This is a genomic window from Mycolicibacterium thermoresistibile, assembly GCF_900187065.1.
GTDB classification, from domain to species: domain Bacteria; phylum Actinomycetota; class Actinomycetes; order Mycobacteriales; family Mycobacteriaceae; genus Mycobacterium; species Mycobacterium thermoresistibile.
The window spans coordinates 1,005,349-1,020,958 of sequence record NZ_LT906483.1 but is presented as its reverse complement, the minus strand read 5'-3'; the positions used below and the strand labels follow the sequence as shown (position 1 = coordinate 1,020,958).

At 68.8% G+C, this 15,610-nt stretch carries 15 protein-coding genes and 1 pseudogene; 5 read left to right on the top strand and 11 right to left on the bottom strand.

The window, feature by feature from the left end:
* Window positions 1–163: 163 nt before the first annotated feature.
* Together CKW28_RS04660 and CKW28_RS04655 are read left to right on the top strand one after the other, a co-directional pair.
* Window positions 164–1,714, top strand: coding sequence for an FAD-binding protein (locus CKW28_RS04660; RefSeq protein WP_003925869.1), 1,551 nt, complete (start codon window positions 164–166; stop codon window positions 1,712–1,714).
* Window positions 1,715–1,717: 3 nt separating this feature from the next.
* The gene (locus tag CKW28_RS04655) at window positions 1,718–2,320 is read left to right on the top strand and encodes a PaaI family thioesterase (RefSeq protein WP_003925868.1); all 603 of its coding nucleotides are present in this window, start codon (window positions 1,718–1,720) and stop codon (window positions 2,318–2,320) included.
* A gap of 17 nt (window positions 2,321–2,337) precedes the next feature.
* On the opposite strand, the gene CKW28_RS04650 is transcribed toward CKW28_RS04655, so the two are convergent.
* Window positions 2,338–2,877, bottom strand: coding sequence for a hypothetical protein (locus CKW28_RS04650; protein ID WP_003925867.1), 540 nt, complete (start codon window positions 2,875–2,877; stop codon window positions 2,338–2,340).
* Window positions 2,874–3,407 (bottom strand): Rv1363c family protein, encoded by a 534-nt coding sequence (locus CKW28_RS04645; RefSeq protein ID WP_050811974.1) that lies wholly within the window; start codon window positions 3,405–3,407, stop codon window positions 2,874–2,876. Before CKW28_RS04645 ends, CKW28_RS04650 begins: the two co-directional genes overlap by 4 nt.
* A gap of 282 nt (window positions 3,408–3,689) precedes the next feature.
* Here CKW28_RS04645 and CKW28_RS04640 point away from each other — a divergent pair, with 282 nt between their 5' ends.
* Window positions 3,690–4,190 (top strand): Rv2253/PknI dimerization domain-containing protein, encoded by a 501-nt coding sequence (locus CKW28_RS04640; protein ID WP_040547545.1) that lies wholly within the window; start codon window positions 3,690–3,692, stop codon window positions 4,188–4,190.
* Between the two features lie 25 nt (window positions 4,191–4,215).
* On the opposite strand, the gene CKW28_RS04635 is transcribed toward CKW28_RS04640, so the two are convergent.
* From CKW28_RS04635 to CKW28_RS04600, 8 genes are all read right to left on the bottom strand, one after another.
* Window positions 4,216–5,721: an MCE family protein gene (locus tag CKW28_RS04635; RefSeq protein WP_003925864.1), complete on the bottom strand. Its 1,506-nt coding sequence runs from the start codon at window positions 5,719–5,721 to the stop codon at window positions 4,216–4,218.
* Window positions 5,721–6,899, bottom strand: a complete 1,179-nt coding sequence (locus CKW28_RS04630) for an MCE family protein (RefSeq protein ID WP_003925863.1) — start codon at window positions 6,897–6,899, stop codon at window positions 5,721–5,723. Before CKW28_RS04630 ends, CKW28_RS04635 begins: the two co-directional genes overlap by 1 nt.
* A complete protein-coding gene (locus CKW28_RS04625) occupies window positions 6,896–8,368 on the bottom strand; it encodes an MCE family protein (RefSeq protein WP_003925862.1) in 1,473 nt (490 codons plus the stop codon). Before CKW28_RS04625 ends, CKW28_RS04630 begins: the two co-directional genes overlap by 4 nt.
* Before the next feature lie 2 nt (window positions 8,369–8,370).
* Window positions 8,371–9,447: an MCE family protein gene (locus CKW28_RS04620; RefSeq protein WP_003925861.1), complete on the bottom strand. Its 1,077-nt coding sequence runs from the start codon at window positions 9,445–9,447 to the stop codon at window positions 8,371–8,373.
* Window positions 9,447–10,478, bottom strand: coding sequence for an MCE family protein (locus CKW28_RS04615; RefSeq protein WP_003925860.1), 1,032 nt, complete (start codon window positions 10,476–10,478; stop codon window positions 9,447–9,449). The genes CKW28_RS04620 and CKW28_RS04615 overlap by 1 nt, the downstream gene beginning before the upstream one ends.
* A complete protein-coding gene (locus tag CKW28_RS04610; protein WP_040547543.1) occupies window positions 10,475–11,662 on the bottom strand; it encodes an MCE family protein in 1,188 nt (395 codons plus the stop codon). Before CKW28_RS04610 ends, CKW28_RS04615 begins: the two co-directional genes overlap by 4 nt.
* A gap of 79 nt (window positions 11,663–11,741) precedes the next feature.
* Window positions 11,742–12,587 (bottom strand): MlaE family ABC transporter permease, encoded by an 846-nt coding sequence (locus tag CKW28_RS04605; RefSeq protein ID WP_003925858.1) that lies wholly within the window; start codon window positions 12,585–12,587, stop codon window positions 11,742–11,744.
* Between the two features lie 13 nt (window positions 12,588–12,600).
* A complete protein-coding gene (locus CKW28_RS04600; protein ID WP_003925857.1) occupies window positions 12,601–13,413 on the bottom strand; it encodes an MlaE family ABC transporter permease in 813 nt (270 codons plus the stop codon).
* Window positions 13,414–13,637: 224 nt separating this feature from the next.
* Here CKW28_RS04600 and CKW28_RS04595 point away from each other — a divergent pair, with 224 nt between their 5' ends.
* Window positions 13,638–14,447 (top strand): SDR family NAD(P)-dependent oxidoreductase, encoded by an 810-nt coding sequence (locus CKW28_RS04595; protein ID WP_003925856.1) that lies wholly within the window; start codon window positions 13,638–13,640, stop codon window positions 14,445–14,447.
* Window positions 14,448–14,493: 46 nt separating this feature from the next.
* Window positions 14,494–14,943, top strand: coding sequence for a hypothetical protein (locus CKW28_RS24030; protein ID WP_435405793.1), 450 nt, complete (start codon window positions 14,494–14,496; stop codon window positions 14,941–14,943).
* A gap of 164 nt (window positions 14,944–15,107) precedes the next feature.
* Here CKW28_RS24030 and CKW28_RS04590 read toward each other — a convergent pair.
* A pseudogene (locus CKW28_RS04590) lies at window positions 15,108–15,587 on the bottom strand (DUF2306 domain-containing protein); the annotation flags it as partial.
* Window positions 15,588–15,610: the final 23 nt, after the last annotated feature.

Below are 15,610 nucleotides of genomic sequence, written 5' to 3'. Positions count from 1 at the left end.
GCTCAGATTGGGCTGATCAGCGGCGTCCTCGACAGCTTCCGTCACTGTCCAAGGCTAACAATTCCGCGTCCGACGGCGGCCGCCCTCCTACCGCTGACCGGGAGGCCGTATTGCGCGGTCGCGGCGGCGCCCGGCAGGGTTGATCTCCCGGCGGAGGAGGGATATGTCCGACGACATCGTGGTCGATGTGCTGGTGGCCGGTTCCGGCGGTGGGCTCGCGGGCGTCTACACCGCAGCACGGGCCGGCCTGTCGGTGCTGTTGGTGGAGGCCACCGACAAGTTCGGCGGCACCACGGCGTATTCGGGCGGCGGCGGGATGTGGTATCCGTGCAACCCGGTGGTCCGGCGTGCCGGGACCGACGACACCATCGCCGACGCACTCGAGTACTTCCATGCGGTCGTCGGCGATCGCACCCCGCGCGACCTGCAGGACGCGTATGTCACCGGTGGCGCCGGCTTCATCGAGTTTTTGGAGCAGGACCCGCATTTCGAGTTCACCGTGCTGCCGTGGCCGGACTACTACGGTTCGGCCCCCGGCGCCCGGAACGACGGCTACCGGCACATCGTCCCGGTCCCGCTCCCGGACGACGCGCTCGGGCGACACGCCGGGCTGGTGCGCGGGCCACTGGACACCGAACGGCTCGGGACTCCGGCACCCGATGTCCTGGTCGGCGGACGCGCCCTGGTGGGCAGGTTCCTGGCGGCTCTCGGCGGATTCCCCGACGTCACCTGCTGGCGCAACACCCCGCTGACCGAGCTGATCTGCGACGGCGATCGGGTCGTGGGGGCGGTCGTGGTGCGCGACGGAACGCCGGTGCGGGTCCGCGCACGCAGGGGCGTGCTGCTGGCGGCCGGCGGATTCGAACGGAATGCCGACATGCGTGCCCGGTACGGCGTTCCCGGTGATGCGACCGACACCATGGGCGCTCCCGGCAACACCGGCGCCGCCCACCTGGCGGCGATCGCGGCGGGGGCCGACACCGACCTGATGGATCAGGCGTGGTGGTCCCCCGGTCTGACCCATCCGGACGGCCGCTCCGCATTCGCCCTGTGGTTCACCGGCGGCATCTTCGTCGACCAGAACGGTCGGCGGTTCGTCAACGAGTCGGCCCCCTACGACCGGCTGGGCCGCGAGGTGATCCGGCACATGCGGGCGGGCCGGCTGACCCTGCCGTACTGGATGATCTACGACGACCGGACCGGCGGCACACCCCCGATCGGCGCCACCAACGTCTCGATGGTGGACGCCGCGGAGTACCGCAAGGCGGGGCTGTGGCGCTCGGCCGACACGATCACCGGACTGGCCGAGGCGATCGGGGTGCCCGCCGGCGATCTCGCGGCGACGATCGCACGCTTCAACGAGCTCGCGGCTTCCGGCACGGACGTCGACTTCGGTCGGGGCGCGGAGGCATACGACCGCGTGTTCACCGCCGGCGCCTCACCGCTGGTACCCATCGACACCCCGCCGTATCACGCGGCCGCCTTCGGCCTGTCCGATCTGGGCACCAAGGGTGGACTGCGCACCGATGCGCGGGCCCGCGTGCTGCGCCGCGACGGCACCGCGATTCCCGGGTTGTACGCGGCCGGCAACACCATGGCCGCGGTGACCGGAACCACCTATCCGGGTGGCGGTAATCCGATCGGCGCCTCGCTGCTGTTCAGCCACTTCGCGGCACTGGACATGGCCGCCCAGCCGACCGGGGCGGGGCGTTAGCGCATGCCGGAGCAGGTACCGGTCAGCCGGGCCGAACAGGACCGGGCCCGCTACGAACCCCTGACGTCGTCGGTCCGGCGCCTCATCGACGCCACCATTCGCAGCGAAGCCGATGAACAGGCGGTGCGGCAGGCGCACGCCCTCATCGATCAGGCTGTCGCGCTGCTCAGCTCCCGGCTCATGCCGGGCTCGTTCGGGCTCCGGCACGACACCGACGGCAATCCGATGGTGTGGGGCAACGTCGCGATCGGGCTCCGGAATGCGATCGCTCCGCCGTTGCGGGTCCATCACCAAGGGGGCCGGGCCTGGGCCGAGGTCACCCTGGGCGCCCCGTACGAGGGGCCGCCCGGGCAGGTGCACGGCGGTGTGTGTGCCCTGCTGCTCGACCATGTGCTCGGCGCGACGGCGCACCGCCCGGGTGCGCCCGCGTTCACCGGCACCATCACCCTGCGGTACCTGCGTGCCACACCGCTGGGGGTGCCGCTGCGGACGGAGGCCTGGGTGGACCGGGAGGAAGGCTCGAAGACGTTCGCTCTCGGGCAGATCTCCGATCACGACGGCGTCGTCACGGTGCGCGGTGAAGGGGTCTTCATCCGGCCCGGATGACGCTCACCGCCGGGCGTTCACACTGGCTCGAACGCCGAGACCAGCCACCGCCCCTGGACTTTCGCCAGGCTGACGACGACGCTGCTCGACGTGTACGCCGGCTCCGGTCGCTGCGCGCTGCCGGTCTCCTGGTTCACGTAGACCAGCACCTTGGCGGTGTCCGGACCGATCTCGATCAACCCGGCCCGCAGTGCCCGGGCGGACGCCGTGACACCACGGTCGCGCACCGCGGGCGCCAGCACATCGGAGGTGAATCTGCCGTAATAGGTCGAGAACTCCCCGGTCATCATCGACCCGGCCCGCACCATGTCGCCGTCGATGGTGTCCGGCGCATACGACAGCAGCGCCTCGGCGGCCGACGCTGCGGCCTCGACCGCGTCCTGCGCAACCTCCGGTCCGCTGCGTTGGGTGCTGCGGTGGTGATGGACCATCGCAGCCGCCAGCAGTGCGGCGGAGCCGATCAACGCCACGGTCGCGACGACGGCGCACCACCGGACGACGCACCACCGGGCGGCCGCTGCGCCGATGATGCGCCCGGCGCGGCCGCGGAGCCTCACGAGACGAACTCCACGCCGGACATCTTGATCTGATCCCCTTCCCGCCGCAGTTCGACGGCGAGTCGCCAGTGCTGCGGCGGCTCGGCGGTGCCGGCCGCATCGGTGACCGTCGAGGTGGCGGCGACGAGTACGACAGCCGAGTCGTCGGCCATCCTCTCGACCGCGGCGGCGGCCGCCGTCACCGTGGTGGAAACCCCCGCGTCGCGTGCCATGCGGACGAAATCATCTGCCGCGAACGTGAAGTCGTCCTTGAACGACCCGGTCGAGTTGTCGATGATGCGTTGTGCCTGCCGGTCGGCCTGTTCGGCGTCGACCGACAACAGCGTCACCACAGCCTGCCGGGCGGCCGCGATGAACTCGGCGCGCTCGTGGGCGGCCGACCGACCGGTGTGGGTGGCGCGCAGCAGGATCCCGCTGCCGATGAGCATGGCCACCGTGGCCAGCAGTGCCGCGGCGACGAAGATCGGCGCCCGGCGACCGCCTGATGTGCGTGGCGCGCCTGATGTTCGTGAGCCTGATGTGCGCGGCACCGGCCTCCTTCCTGCTCGAGTCCGCCCGAGGTGCGGCCCGTCTGGCCCGGACGATGCTCGACGCTAGGCCGATGACGCCGCAGCGCGGTTCGGTCCGTCCCGCCCACCGGGCGGCGCCGTCAACGGCGAGGACCGGACGCGGTATGGGCCCACATGTCCGCTCAGTGGGTGCACAGGCTGTGGCCGCCCGCTGTCGCGGCTAGATTCCGGGCTTGTTGCCTGTGTCATCCGGACGTCCACCGGTCCGGCGCTGACCGCAGGCCTCGTGTTCGAGGAGTGGCGATGGTGCGTATTCCCGTGGTGCTGGCGGCGGTGACGGCGCTGGGGCTGGCGACGTCCCCGGACGCCGGCGCGGACACCGCCGACTGGGGTCTGAACGGAACCTATATCGCGACCTCCAACGGCGAGTTGGCCCGCAAGAACGAGGTGTTCTTCGAGCAGCGGAGCCTGCGCAGCACGTGGACGATCAGCACGCAGTGCAGTTATCCGGGTGAGTGCACCGGGACGGTGGTCAGCGAATGGGGCTGGACCGCGCCGATCTACCAGCGCAGCGGCGTCTGGTACGTCAAACACACGATCGAGGACTGGATTCCGTGCCCGGACGGCAGCACCGCGCCGGGCCTGCAGGTGTTCCGGTTCAAGGCCATGACACCGGACGGAACGACGGCCGATCCGACCGCGACGACGCTGGTGGGTGAGGACATCACCACCGGGGTCAGCGGCGCCTGCGGGGTGAACAAACCGGTCTACATCAACATGCCGTTCAAGCTGGTGAAGGTCTGACGCGCCGACCGCACCGGCGAGGCGGTCATCGGGGCAACAGGTCGGTCCAGTTCTGCGCGGGCGGGGCCACCAGATCGGTTCGGGTGTGGACCAGTCCGTCCGGCGTCGCGTACTGCCCGGTCCGCGGATTGTAGGTCGCGAACGCCACCGACGGACCCCCGTCGGTCGCCTCGGCGGATGCGGACGCCGGGGCCGCCCCCGGCGGCGGGGTGTCGTCCGCGGGCGGCGGGGTGCCGGCGGGCGGGCCGAAGATCTGGTCATCCGACGTCACCCGGCTGTCCGGTGCGACGCCCTGCGCGATCAGGTTCGGGTCGATCGGGTACGGGCCGGTGACGTGCTGCCTCATGGCCAGCGGCTCGAACGGCCGGTCGCTCTCGCAGATCTCCACGGTGGGGGCGCGCTTCCCGGGCTGTCCCATGCAGGGGAAGTTCCGTGCGCCGCGCACACCGATCGGCGAGTCCTGCGGCAACTTGCAGTAGAGCCCGTCCGGTGTGTCGATGTCGGACAGGTCCGCCGGTGACCGCCATTCCGAGGGCGGCAGGAAGCCGACCGTGCAGGCCGGCGGATCCCCCAGCGTCAGGCTGAACTCCGACAACGCCATCCCGGTCGGATTGTTCAACGAGGAGCCGTACGACTGGGTGGCGGCCAGATACGGCGGCAGCAGCACCAGCAGCTGTTCGAGCGACGGGTTGTAGGTGACGCCGATCTGTCCGACCGTGGTGAGGTTGGCCAGCAGCACCGGCACGGTCGGCTTCACCTGGGCGAGGAGCCGGGCGGCCTGGTCGGCGGCACCCGGACCGTCGGTCAGGATCGTGCGGATCTGCGCGTCGTCGGCCGCCAGCTGCCCGGTGATCCCGGAGAGGCTCCGCGCCCACGTGCGGATGGCCTCGGCGCCGACAGCCTGCCCGTCGAGCAGCGGCCGCCCGTCCTCGATGAGGACGCGCGCCCGTTCGCCGGAACCATTGAGCCGCTCCGCCAGCTGGGCGGCGGAATCGAACGCCGATCCCAACTCGTATCCCGAGCCACCGAGTGCTGTGGCCGATTCGTCGAGCAATGCGCCGAGTTGCCCGGACGGGATGCTGTCGATGAGCGCACTCATCTGATCGAGCATGGGTCCGACCCGTTGCGGCACCGAGGTGTTCTCGATCCCGATGACCGAACCGTCCTCGAGGTACGGGGCGCCGTCGTGGCGGGGCAGCAGCTCGACGTACTGTTCACCGACGGCCGAGACGCTGCGGACATCCGCCTGCAGATCCGCGGGGATCCTCGGCCTCGACTGCAGCGACATCGTGACGACCGCACCGGTGCGGGTGGGCCGGACGTCGAGCACCTTGCCCACCTTGACGCCGCGGTAGGTGACGTTGGAGAACCGGTACAGACCGCCGGTCGAGGGCAGCTCCATCGTCACCGAGATGCGTCCGATGCCGAGCAGCATCGGTACCTGCAGATAGCCGAACACCATGGCGCCCATGCCGACCACCGCCGCGATGGTGAAGATGACGAGCTGGGTGCGGACGAACCGGGTGAGCATCAGTTGCCGCCTCCGGTGTCCGCCGGATCGTCGGTCATCGGTGGGATCGGCGCCAGGTCGGGGGGCGCAGGTGTCACCGGGGTTTTTAACGGGTCGCGGGTGTACGAGGAGTACCAGGGGTCGCCCGGCGCCGGTACCAGGGACGCGCCGGGCTGCCCCCACCGCGTTCCGAGCAGGATTCCGCGCTTGAGCCGGGGAATGGTGAAGTCGAAGACGATGAACTGGTTCATGTAGTCGCCGCGGATGCCCCGGTCGATGAACTCCTGGGTGTAGGGATAGGTCGGCAGGTAGGTGAGGGCCGTGACGAGGTCGGGGCCGACCTCGGCGAGGGCGCGGACCGTGGGTTCGAGGTTCTGCAGGTTGCGCACCAGATCTTCCTGCGATTCGTTGATCAGTTGATTCGCCAGGTCGCTGAAGTCGCCCAGGCTCTGGAGGGCGGTGCTGATCCGGGGTTGCTGCTCGGCGAGCACCTCGAGAGCCGGCGGGATGCGGTCCAGCGCCGCGGCCAGTTCCTCACGCTGGGCGGCGAATGTTCCCGCGGCCCGGTCCAGGTTCTCGATGGTGGCGAGGATCTTGTCGCGTTGACCGTCGAGGAGGCCCACCACGTTGTTCATCCGGGTGAGCAACTCCCGGACGTGGACCGCGCGACCGTCGAGCGCCGCGGTGAAGTTGTGCACGATGTCGGCGATCTGAGCCAGCCCGCCGCCGTTGACCACGAAGGACAGCGACGCCAGTGTCTGCTCGGTGGACGGAAAGCTCGACGACCGCTCGAGTGGGATGGTGGCGCCGGGTGCCAGCGCACCGGTGGGTGGTTCACCGACGGGTGGATCCAATGCCAGGTGCATCGACCCGAGCAGGCTGGTCTGTCCGACCGTGGCCACCGCGTTCGCCGGAATCACGGTGCCGGGCCGTACCGTCACCTCGACGTCGGCATACCAGCCGTCGAGTGTCATCCTGCGCACCGCGCCGACCACCACATCGTCGACCATGACGGGTGAATTCGGTTCCAGGGTACCGACATTGGCGATCTGGACCTGGTAGGTGACGGCGTCGGAGCCGGTACCCACGGTGCCTGGCAGCGGCAGCGAGCTGACCCCGTCGAAGGTGCAGCCCGAGAGGGTCAGCACGGCGCAGCACGCGACGGCGATCCGGCTACGCAAGAAGGTCACGACTGTCACGGTGTCCCTCCCGGCTGCTGGTCAGAGTGACGTTCGGCGGGTAGCAGCAGGTCCTGCAGGTCGGCCGGGCCGGGACCGGACGGCGCCGGCGCCGGCAGCCCGGGCGGTACCGGCGCGCCCGGGAACAGGGCGGGTTGCGGGATGGCCGGCAGCCCGTCGGGGGTGTACGCCCCGGGCGGATGTGGCGGGTCGTGCCATCCGGCGGGTGGCGCCACGTCACCGGCACCGGTGTAAGCCGACACCGCGGGCGGCGGTTCGTCCGGGCCGGGCGGCCTCTGACCGCCGCCGGGTGCGAGCCCGGGTTCGGAGTAGATCACGTTCTGCGGCGCCGGTCCCAGATAGGCGTTGAACGGCAGCGGCAGATAGTTGAAGTTGATCAGGCGCAGTGCGGGTCCGAGGTACTCCGCGCAGGCTTTGGCGGAGGCCTCCGCGGTGACGTTCTCCACCGCGCCGATCGCCGCGCAGATCAACGTCACCGGGTTGGCGAAGTTGTTCATGGCGAACGATCCGCGCGGACCGCCGGTGTCGGGGTTGTAGATGTTGTAGCCGTTCGCCAGGGCGGTGGGCGCGGCATGCAACACGTTCTTGACGGTCATGCTGTTGTCCGAGAGCACCCGGGTCAGAGCGGCCAGCCGCTGGATCTGCTCGGCGGTCTGATCGCGGGTGCCGTCGATGAACCGCTCGACCACGCCCACCGCATCTGCGACATCCCTGATGGCGGCGTCCAGCTCGGCCCGGCTGCCGTCGACGACGCTGGTGACGTCGGCGAGCCGATCCTGGAACTGCACGATCTGAATGTTGCTGTCTCGTAACGCGGTGACGAAGGTCTGCAGGTTCTCCAGGATCTCGACGATGTTCCCGCTGCCCTCCCCGAGCACACGGCCCACCGCCGAGAGTTCGGAGATGGTCTGGCGCAGCTTCCCGCCGTTACCGGCCATGGCGTCGGCGGCGCTGTCGATGAACCGCCCGAGGGCGGTGTCCGACACGCCACCGTCGGGCCCGAGTTCGGTGGCCAGCCGGGTGAGCTGTTCCTTGACCTCGTCCCACTCGATCGGCACCGCGGTCCGCTCCAGCCCGATCTCCCCGCCGTCGGGCATGGTGGGACCGTCGGGCGCCGCGGCGGAACCGTAGGGCGGAGTCAACTGCACGTATCGCGCCGAGACCAGGTTCTGCGCCACGATGATCGCCTCGGCGTCGGCCGGGATAGGCACGTCACGCCGCACCTGCAGGACGACCTTGGCCCGGGTACCCATCGGTTCGATGCTCTTGATGGTTCCGACCCGGACGCCGGCGACCCGCACGTCGTCCCCCGGATAGACGGCCGTCGCCGATCTGAAATACGCCGAGATGGTGATCGGGCCGAATCTGTTCTGGTACAGCAGATATCCGGAACTCGCAAGCATCAACGCCACCAGGACGATCAACAACGTCCTGGTGATCCGCGGAGCGGTCCGCCATGTGGCGATCATTGTCAGCCTCCGGGAATACCGTTGTAGGGGAACGGGAATTCGGCGCGTGGGCCAACATTGTCGGGCGGTTGGCCGGCGTTGACCCCGCGCCGGAAGCCCAGCGCATAGTCCAGGAACGGCTGGATGGCCGGACCGGGCAGCAGGTTCGACGCGAACCCGTAGTAGTAGAAGCCGTTGTTGACGGCCTCACCTTGGGTGAGTTGGTATTTGGCCAGGCCCTTCAGTGATTGCGTGAGGTTGTCCTCATTGCGTTCGAGCAACTCGAGCACTCTGTTGAGTTTCTCCAACGCCGGGGCCAGCTCCTCCTCGTTGTCGGCGACCAGACCCGAGAGCTGTTGGGCCACCGCGGAGGTGTTGGCCAGCAGCGTGACGATCGCGTGCCGGCGCTGCTGCAGCACACCCATCAGATCGTTGGCGTTGAGCAGCATCCGGTTGACCTGTTCGCTGCGCTCGGAGAGTATCCCGGTGACCTTCGAGGCGCTCTCCAGCAGCTCCGCCAGCGACTCGTTTCGGCTGTTGAGGGACTGCGACAGCCGGGTGACGCCGTCGAAGGTCGGACCGAGCTGGGGCGCGATCCGATCGATGGTCTCGGCCAGCACGTCGAGCGACTGGTTGATCGCCGCGGTGTCGGTCTGTGCGGTGTTGGCGGTGAAGTCACCGACCGCGTCGGTCAGCGAGTAGGGCGACCCGGTCCGGCTCAGCGGGATGACGCCGGCCGGCCGGATGCGACCGTTCCCCCGGGGTTCCACGGTCAGCACCCGCTCGCCGAGCAGCGTGCCCGTCCGGATGTGGGCGGTGGTCTCCTCCCCCAGCCGGATCCGCGCGTTCAACGCGAAGGTCACCACGGCGTGACCGCCCTGGAGTCGCACATCGGAAACGGTGCCGACGGTCATGCCGGAGACCTTCACCTCGTTGCCGGCGGCCAGCCCGCCGGCCTCGGCGAACTCGGCGTGGTAGCGCACCGACGTGGCCATCGTCCACAGCTGCTGGGTCTGCAGACCCACGACGATGATGAGGACCACCAGCACCAGGCCGATGACACCACTGCGGATCAGAGCGGATTCTCGATATTTGTGCATCAGGGCTCCGCGCATCGTCCGGTGTTCTGGATCACCCACGGGAAGTGGGCGGTCCGTCCCTGCAGATCGGTGACCCGGACCGACACCCCGCAGATGTAGAGATTCAGCCAGCTGCCGTAGGCCCCGAGGCGTACGAGTTTGCGGTAGTTGGCCGGTGTCTTCTGCAGTGCGAGGTCGATGCGGGCCAGATCGGTGTCGTTGGACAGCAGCGGCGCCAGCCGCGCCAGCTCGTCCACGGTGCCGGCCAACGGGGGCCTGGACCGGCCGAGCAGGTCGGCCAGGGAGGCCGTGCCGTTGTCCAGGGCCGTGATGGCCTCGCCGATCGGGTCGCGGTCGGCGGCCAGCCGGGTGATGAGGTTTTCGAGGTGGTTCACCGCGCCGGAGAACTTGTCGCCGTCTTCGGCGATGGTGTTCAACACCTCGTTGAGGTTGTCGATGAGCTGTTCGACGACCCGGCCGTTGTCGGCGAGGGTGTTGGTGAACGACGACGTGTGGGAGAACAGCGATTCGATGTCGCCGCCCTGCCCTTGCAGTGCCTGGATCAGTGCGCCGGTCAACGCGTTGACGTCTTGCGGGTTCAGCCCCTGGATGACCGGTTTGAGACCGCCCAGCAACAGGTCGAGGTCCAGTGCCGGTTCGGTGCGATCCGAGCCGATCAGCGATCCCGGCGGCTGGATCCTGGTCGACCCCGGCTCGTCGACGAGTTCCAGATACCGGTCCCCCACCAGGTTCAGATACCGCACCTTCGCCCTGGTGCCCTCGGTCAACCGGACCTTGTCGTCGGCGGTGAACCGAACCAGCACGGTGTTGTCCTGTTGCAGCGAGACGTCTTTGACGGTGCCGACGCGCAATCCGGCGACGCGCACCGAATCTCCGCGCTTGAGGCTGGAGACGTCGTCGAACACCGCCGAGTAGTCGGTGGTGGACCCCGACCGGTACTCACCGAAGATCACGAACAACATCCCGGTGAGCAACAGCATGACCGTGCCGAAGATGCCGAATTTGGCTGCCGTACCGCCGATTCCCGTCATCCGGGCTGTCCGATCTGTGCGGTGTTCCGGGGCGGCCCGTCGATCGGGCCGTAGAGCATCTGCTTAAGACCGTCCGAGTTGAGCAGGATGCCCTGGTTGCCGTACTGAGCCGGGTTGGCGTTGATGTCGGTGATGACGAACGGCGGGCTCTTCTGGAACGGCACCTTCGGGAGATCGGTGCACTGCGGTCCGCCCTTCGCCGCCACCTTGGGCAGATTGGCCGGATAACGGTAGCGTTCCTGGCCCAGCACGATGGTCTGCAGCAGCAGCCCGCCGGGGACGGGGCTGCCGGGAGCCTTGGCGAGTTGCGCGGCGCCGCCCAGCCCGCAGGTGAGTGCCTCGTGGTAGCGGTTGAGCAGATCGGTGGTCGGCACCAGCAACCGGGCCACGTCGGTGATCGCCGCGCGGTTGGTGCCGATCACGTCGATGCCGATATCGGCCAGCCCGCTGACATGCAGCAGCAGCTTGTCGAGGTTCGTCTGCTCGTCGACGATGGTCCGGCCGGTGGTGGTCGCCGCGGTGGCCGTCTCCATCAGCGCCGGAGCGACGTCGGCGTACGCCTCGACCACCTGTGGCGCCAGCGCCAACTCGTGTTCCAGCGTGGGGAGGCTCGGCTCCACCCGCGCGAGGAATTCGTCGAAGTCGGTGAGCATCTGGCCGATCCGCTCGCCGCGACCGTCCAGCGCCGCCGACAGCGCTTCGAGGGTCTGGTTGAGTTTCTGCGGCTCGATCTTCGCCAGCACCGAGGACAACTGCTCGAACACGGTGTTGATCTCGACGGTGACGTGGTCGGCCGTGAGTACCTGACCGGGCCGCAACGGTTCCGGGTCGGGCCGGTGGGGCGGAACGAGTTCGACCGCCTTCGCCCCGAACACCGTCGGCGAGGAGATGTCGACTCGTACGTTCGCCGGGATCAGATGGAGATAGGCCGGATTCATCGCCAACTGGATCGCCGCGCGGCCGTCGGGCAGGGTGTCGATCGAGCGGACCGAGCCCACCTGGGCCCCGTGCAGCTTCACCTTGGCGTCCGGATTCATCACCAGTCCGGCCCGCTCCGACAGCACGGTGACGGGGACGGTCCTGGTGAAGCTGCCTCGGAAGAACCCGATCGCCATCGCCACCAGCAGCACGATCACCGACGCGGTGGCGAACCCCGCGAGGCGTCGTTTCCACTCGGTGCTCATCCCGGCGCTGCCCATTCCGGCGTTGTCCATTCCGGTGTTGTCCATCCCGGTGTTGTCCATCCCAGCGTTCATCCCGCCCCTACCCCGACAGGTTGAAGTTTCCGTCGGCTCCGTAGACCGACAGCGAGATCAACAGCGTCACCGCGATCACCACGATCAGCGAGGTGCGCACGGCATTGCCCACGGCGACCCCGACACCGGCCGGGCCACCGCTCGCGAAGTACCCGAAATAGGTGTGCACCAGGAGCACCGCCAACGCCATCAGCAGGGCCTGGAGAAAGGACCACAGCAGGTCGACGGGGTTGAGGAAGGTCGAGAAATAGTGGTCGTAGAGTCCGGCCGACTGTCCGAACAGAACCACCGTGGTGAGCTTGCTGGCGGCGAAGGACAGCAGCACCGCAACGGCGTACAGCGGTGTGATGGCCAGCATTCCGGCCACCAGGCGGGTGCTCACCAGATACTCCACCGCGCGGATGCCCATCGTCTCCAGCGCGTCGACCTCCTCGTTGATGCGCATCGCGCCCAACTGGGCGGTCACCCCGGCGCCGAAGGTCGCCGCCAACCCGATGCCGGCCACCACCGGTGCGGAGATCCGGACGTTGATGAACGCGGCGAGGAACCCGGTCAGCGCCTCGATGCCGATGTCCCCCAATGAGCTGTAGCCCTGCACCGCCAGGGTGCCGCCCGCCGCCAGGGTGAGGAAGCCGACGACCACCACCGTGCCGCCGATCATCGCGAGAGTCCCTGCCCCCATGCTGATCTCGGCGATCAACCGGATGATCTCGCGCCGGTGGTGCATGATCACGTTGGGCACGCCGGCAAGCGCCCGCAGGTAGAACAGCGTGTGCTCGCCCAACCGCTCGACGGCGTCGACCGGCCGGTTCGCGGTGCGGACCAGCCTGGGGTAGAGCGCCTGTACCGTCATTCTCCGCAGCCCGTCATCCGGCCGTCATCCGAATACCGATGGCGGTGACCACGACGTTCACCACGAACAGCGCCATGAAGGCGTACACCACCGTCTCGTTGACGGCGTTGCCCACCGCCTTGGCGCCGCCGCCGGAGATGGTCAACCCGCGGTAACAGGCGACGAGGCCGGCGATCAGACCGAAGAGCGCGGCCTTGACGCACGAGATGATCACCTCCGGCACACCCGTGAGCAGCGTGATCCCGGCGGCGAAGGCCCCGGGGTTGACGTCCTGGACGAAGACCGAGAACGTGTATCCACCCAGGATCCCGATGATCACCACCAGGCTGTTGAGCAGCAGCGCCACCAGCCCGGAAGCAAGCATCCGGGGGGTGACCAACCGCTGAACCGGGTTGATTCCCAGCACCTCCAGGGCGTCGACCTCGTCCCGAATCGTGCGGGAGCCCAGGTCGGCGCACATGGCTGTGGCACCTGCTCCGGCGACGATCAGCACCGTCACCATCGGACCCACCTGCGTGACCGCGCCGAAGGCGGCGCCGGCGCCGGACAGGTCGGCCGCGCCGAGTTCGCGCAGCAGGATGTTGAGGGTGAAGCTGACCAGCACGGTGAACGGGATGGCGACCAGCAGGGTGGGCAACAGCGCCACCCGGGCGACGAACCAGGACTGCTCCAGGAACTCCCGGCCCTGAAACGGCCGGCGGAACGCGAACCTCACCGCGTCCACCGACATCGAGAACAGACCGCCGACCGCCCGCAGCGTGCCCGCGGTTCCGCCTGCCGGCAGGGGCAGCCCGGTGGACCACCGGTCCACTGCCTTGTTCACCATCTGTCGCCCGAGAACTCCGTCGAAGTCTGACCACACACACCACCGACCGCCGGTGGGACGACTCACCTTCGCGCAGCAGATCGGTGATCAGACACGGTGCGTCCCATCCACCGGGAGTTGCCGCGACACCGTGCCAGGATGGGTCGCAACGTGGATGCGCCGCCGCCCGCCGGCGGTGTCGACGTGCAGTTACGACGAAAGAGGATCGACGAAAGAGGATCATCGTGTCTGATCTGTCCGCACGCTACGCCGCGAGGCGGGTGCTGATCACCGGCGGTGGTTCCGGGATCGGACAGGCCTGCGTTCTGCGGATACTCGCCGAAGGCGGGCGTGTCGCCGCCGCCGACATCAGCCCGTCGGGTCTGCGGGACACCGTGAACCAGGCCGGCGCCGCCGCCGAGCGGTTGACCACCGTCACCATGGACGTCGCGGACGAACAGTCGGTTCGCCACGGCGTCGGACAGGCGATCACGGCGCTGGGCGGACTCGACGCCCTGGTCAACGCCGCCGGCATCCTGCGCTCGGCGCATCTGGTGCAGACCACTCTGGCCGACTTCGAACAGGTCATCCGGATCAACCTGACCGGGACGTTCCTGGTGACCCGCGAGTGCATCCCCGCGCTCCTCGACGGCAACGGTCCGGCGGTGGTGAACTTCAGCTCGACCTCGGCGCATTTCGCCCACCCGTACATGGCCGCGTACGCCGCGTCGAAGGGCGGTGTGCTGGCGATGACCCACACCTGGGCGGCCGAGTTCGCCAAGGCCGGGATCCGGTTCAATGCCGTTCAGCCGGGCTCGATCTCATCGGGTATGACCGACGGTTCCGGCGTCTCACGGCAGAGTGTCGGTCCGGGTCTGCCGGAGGACGCCGACCTGGCGTTGTTCGCCAAGGTCGCCCCGGCGCTGCCACTCGGCGACGGCACGATCTTCGCGGACCCGGACGCGGTGGCGGGTGTGGTCGCGATGCTGGGCAGCGACGACGCCTTCTTCATCACCGGCACCGAGGTTCGGATCGACGGTGGCGCGCACATGTGATTGCCCGCGAACCGATTCCGCGTGGCCGACTCATCGGAGGTTGTACATGACGACGATCCGGGCCGTGCTGGCCGTCATCCCGGTGATCGCGATGGCTTCGGGCGCACCCGGGGTCGCCCATGCCGGTGTGTTCTACGGGAATTACCAACTGGTGATCCCGCAGCGGTATGACTTTCACACGTGGACCTGGGCCGTCGCGTTCTGTGTCCCCCAGGCGCCGGATTGCGTCGAGATCAACGCCATTCCGATGCCGATCGCCAAGGCATTCGAATACCGGGGCAATGCCTATCTGGCCGACGGCCGCTACACCCTGACGGTCGATGTACCGGACGGGCTCCGTTGCGGCGACGTCTATTTCGGTCCGGTGATCCCGACCCGGGACGTGTACACCTGGGACGCCGCGACCCTGCAGGGAACCCTGGAGTCGTCGTTCGCATCCGGTTGCGACGGCGCCCCCGGAACCCTGCGGTATCCGTTCTCGCTGGTTCGACTCTGAGCCGGCGCGGGCAGCGGCCCGCGGCGGCGCAACCACCACGTCACGGCGGCCAGTGGCAGCAGCCACCCGAGCCACCCGCCCACCCCGGCGACGAACCACACGTAGTGTTCTTCACTACCGCCGAAGACGCTGTCGCGCAACGGCTCAGAGGCCATGAACAGCAGCGGTGACCAGATCCGGTTGGTGATCACCGACAGCGCCAGCGTCACGCTGATCAGCATGTGCCGGCGATGCTCGGTGAACCGCCGCCGCCGGGCGGCGAGGTATCCGCCGGTGGTGAACCACACCCACACCGAGGCGAGGAGGACATTGCTGATCGCCAGAGCCGGCCCGAACGGGCCCGCCGCGCCGAGTACCAGCGCCAGCAGCCCGGAGGGGATGACCGCGGCGACGTAGACCCGCCCCGACCGCCGGTGCCAGGCCGGGTGACGCGCCCGCAGCCCGGGCCAGATCTGCGGCATCGCGGCGACCATCACGACGGCGCCGAGCAGGACGTGCGCGACCAGCAGCTGATGGTGCAGCGCGAAGGTGGGCGGGACACGGGTGCCGCCGCGGAGGTACGGCCACACCGAATACCCGAGGAAGACCCCGACCACGAGCACGAGTGCCGATACGGCGACCCGCGGCGACTTTGCGTATGCCATACGCATAAGCGTATGGCATACGC